The sequence below is a fragment of the Variovorax sp. GW821-FHT10C12 genome, from assembly GCF_059415405.1.
Genome location: NZ_JBWKNE010000021.1, coordinates 2,501 through 6,104 on the forward strand (window position 1 = coordinate 2,501; position 3,604 = coordinate 6,104).

The window sequence follows — 3,604 nt, forward strand, 5'->3', positions numbered from 1 at the left end:
GTCGAATCAGCGTTGCTGATGGAAACTGCACATTCGTAAAGGTTTAGTGCAGACCGTGCCATCAGCAACATAGAATTTTTGATTGCGTCAAAAGAAACTTCAATTTCGAGTCAAATCGATATTGGAAGTGCGGCATAACGCGTCAGGTGAAAGACCTGACATATTCCTTGAGATGATTTTGTAGTTTCGCAAGAAACGTCAAAGTTATAGGGTCAAGTGAATAAGAGCACGTGGTGGATGCCTTGGCAATGATAGGCGACGAAGGACGTGATAGCCTGCGATAAGCTTCGGGGAGCTGGCAAATTAGCTTTGATCCGGAGATTTCCGAATGGGGAAACCCACCTGCAAAGGTATCGCATGATGAATACATAGTCATGCGAGGCGAACCGGGTGAACTGAAACATCTCAGTAGCTCGAGGAAAAGACATCAACCGAGATTCCGAAAGTAGTGGCGAGCGAAATCGGAGAAGCCTGTTAGTGATAGCACAAGACATAACGGAACAGCTTGGAAAGGCTGGCCATAGCGGGTGATAGCCCCGTACGTGAAATGACCTGTGTGGTACTGAGCTAACGACAAGTAGGGCGGGACACGAGAAATCCTGTCTGAATATGGGGGGACCATCCTCCAAGGCTAAATACTCATCATTGACCGATAGTGAACTAGTACCGTGAGGGAAAGGCGAAAAGAACCCCGGGAGGGGAGTGAAATAGATCCTGAAACCGCGTGCTTACAAAAAGTAGGAGCCTCGTAAGGGGTGACTGCGTACCTTTTGTATAATGGGTCAGCGACTTACATTCAGTGGCAAGGTTAACCGAATAGGGAAGCCGTAGAGAAATCGAGTCCGAATAGGGCGATCAGTCGCTGGGTGTAGACCCGAAACCAAGTGATCTATCCATGGCCAGGATGAAGGTGCCGTAACAGGTACTGGAGGTCCGAACCGACTAGTGTTGCAAAACTAGCGGATGAGCTGTGGATAGGGGTGAAAGGCTAAACAAACTTGGAAATAGCTGGTTCTCTCCGAAAACTATTTAGGTAGTGCCTCAAGTATTACCATCGGGGGTAGAGCACTGTTTTGGCTAGGGGGTCATGGCGACTTACCAAACCAAGGCAAACTCCGAATACCGATGAGTACAGCTTGGGAGACAGAGCACCGGGTGCTAACGTCCGGACTCAAGAGGGAAACAACCCAGACCGCCAGCTAAGGTCCCTAAAATTGGCTAAGTGGGAAACGAAGTGGGAAGGCTAAAACAGTCAGGATGTTGGCTTAGAAGCAGCCATCATTTAAAGAAAGCGTAATAGCTCACTGATCGAGTCGTCCTGCGCGGAAGATGTAACGGGGCTAAGCCAGTTACCGAAGCTGCGGATTTGCAATTTATTGCAAGTGGTAGGAGAGCGTTCTGTAAGCCTGTGAAGGTGCGTTGTAAAGCGTGCTGGAGGTATCAGAAGTGCGAATGCTGACATGAGTAGCGTTAAAGGGGGTGAAAAGCCCCCTCGCCGTAAGCGCAAGGTTTTCTACGCAACGTTCATCGGCGTAGAGTGAGTCGGCCCCTAAGGCGAGGCAGAGATGCGTAGCTGATGGGAAACAGGTCAATATTCCTGTACCGATTGTTAGTGCGATGTGGGGACGGATCTTAATAGGTCATCCAGTTATTGGATTATTCTGGTTTAGTTGGATGTAGGCGTGCATTAGGCAAATCCGGTGCACATATACCGAGGCCAACGATCGAGCGGACTTGTCCGTGAAGTGACTGAACGAGGTTCCAGGAAAAGCCACTAAGCTTCAGCTAACAACGACCGTACCGCAAACCGACACTGGTGCGCGAGATGAGTATTCTAAGGCGCTTGAGAGAACTCAGGAGAAGGAACTCGGCAAATTGACACCGTAACTTCGGAAGAAGGTGTGCCCTATTAGTGTGTAGTGAACAACGAAGCATGAATGGGTTGCAAAAAATCGGTGGCTGCGACTGTTTATTAAAAACACAGCACTCTGCAAACACGAAAGTGGACGTATAGGGTGTGACGCCTGCCCGGTGCTGGAAGATTAAATGATGGGGTGCAAGCTCTTGATTGAAGTCCCAGTAAACGGCGGCCGTAACTATAACGGTCCTAAGGTAGCGAAATTCCTTGTCGGGTAAGTTCCGACCTGCACGAATGGCGTAACGATGGCCACACTGTCTCCTCCTGAGACTCAGCGAAGTTGAAATGTTTGTGATGATGCAATCTCCCCGCGGAAAGACGGAAAGACCCCATGAACCTTTACTGTAGCTTTGTATTGGACTTTGAACAGATCTGTGTAGGATAGGTGGGAGGCTTTGAAGCAGGGTCGCTAGATCTTGTGGAGCCAACGTTGAAATACCACCCTGGTGTGTTTGAGGTTCTAACCTAGGTCCATTATCTGGATCGGGGACAGTGCATGGTAGGCAGTTTGACTGGGGCGGTCTCCTCCCAAAGCGTAACGGAGGAGTTCGAAGGTACGCTAGTTACGGTCGGACATCGTGACGATAGTGCAATGGCATAAGCGTGCTTAACTGCGAGACTGACAAGTCGAGCAGATGCGAAAGCAGGACATAGTGATCCGGTGGTTCTGTATGGAAGGGCCATCGCTCAACGGATAAAAGGTACTCTGGGGATAACAGGCTGATACCGCCCAAGAGTTCATATCGACGGCGGTGTTTGGCACCTCGATGTCGGCTCATCTCATCCTGGGGCTGTAGCCGGTCCCAAGGGTATGGCTGTTCGCCATTTAAAGAGGTACGTGAGCTGGGTTTAAAACGTCGTGAGACAGTTTGGTCCCTATCTTCCGTGGGCGCTGCAGATTTGAGGAAGCCTGCTCCTAGTACGAGAGGACCGGAGTGGACACACCTCTGGTGTATCGGTTGTCACGCCAGTGGCATTGCCGAGTAGCTAAGTGTGGAAGAGATAACCGCTGAAAGCATCTAAGCGGGAAACTCGTTTCAAGATGAGATCTGCCGGGGCCTTGAGCCCCCTAAAGAGTCGTTCAAGACCAGGACGTTGATAGGTCAGGTGTGGAAGCGCAGTAATGCGTTAAGCTAACTGATACTAATTGCTCGTGCGGCTTGACCCTATAACTTTGATCAATCTGATCAAGGTGTTATGCCAAGTTGACGCATTCAAAATAATTCGCCAAAAGCTGATTCCAAACTCTATGAATTCGTTTGATTGATCGTGTGATCAATCAGACAACCCTTTATGCCTGATGACCATAGCGAGTTGGTACCACTCCTTCCCATCCCGAACAGGACAGTGAAACGACTCAGCGCCGATGATAGTGCGGGTTCCCGTGTGAAAGTAGGTCATCGTCAGGCTCTTACAGCCCAGAAAACCCCAGTCAGCAATGACTGGGGTTTTTTGCTTTGCGCGAAGCAAAGATCAAACGCATAAAAAGCGCCAACTCGAAAGAGAGGGCGCTTTTTTATTGAGGCAAACAACCGTCAATCAGGCGTTGCGAACTCCCAAAGCATCGGATTGTGCTGCGCCAACCGCAATCAGTTCTGCAAGCAGCTCCGACGTCAGAGCTTCCAGCGTCTCTTCTGCAAAGAATCGAGCTCGAATCAGCTCGAAATACGGCGTCCCAGCAAGCCA

General features: G+C 49.9%; 2 rRNA genes. Both read left to right on the forward strand.

Going from position 1 to position 3,604, the window contains the following annotated elements:
• Positions 1-210 precede the first annotated feature (210 nt).
• Positions 211-3,086: ribosomal RNA gene (locus AC07OH_RS31880) — 23S ribosomal RNA — on the forward strand.
• A 128-nt stretch (positions 3,087-3,214) separates the two neighbouring features.
• Positions 3,215-3,327 (forward strand): 5S ribosomal RNA (gene rrf / locus AC07OH_RS31885).
• The last annotated feature ends 277 nt before the right edge of the window (positions 3,328-3,604 follow it).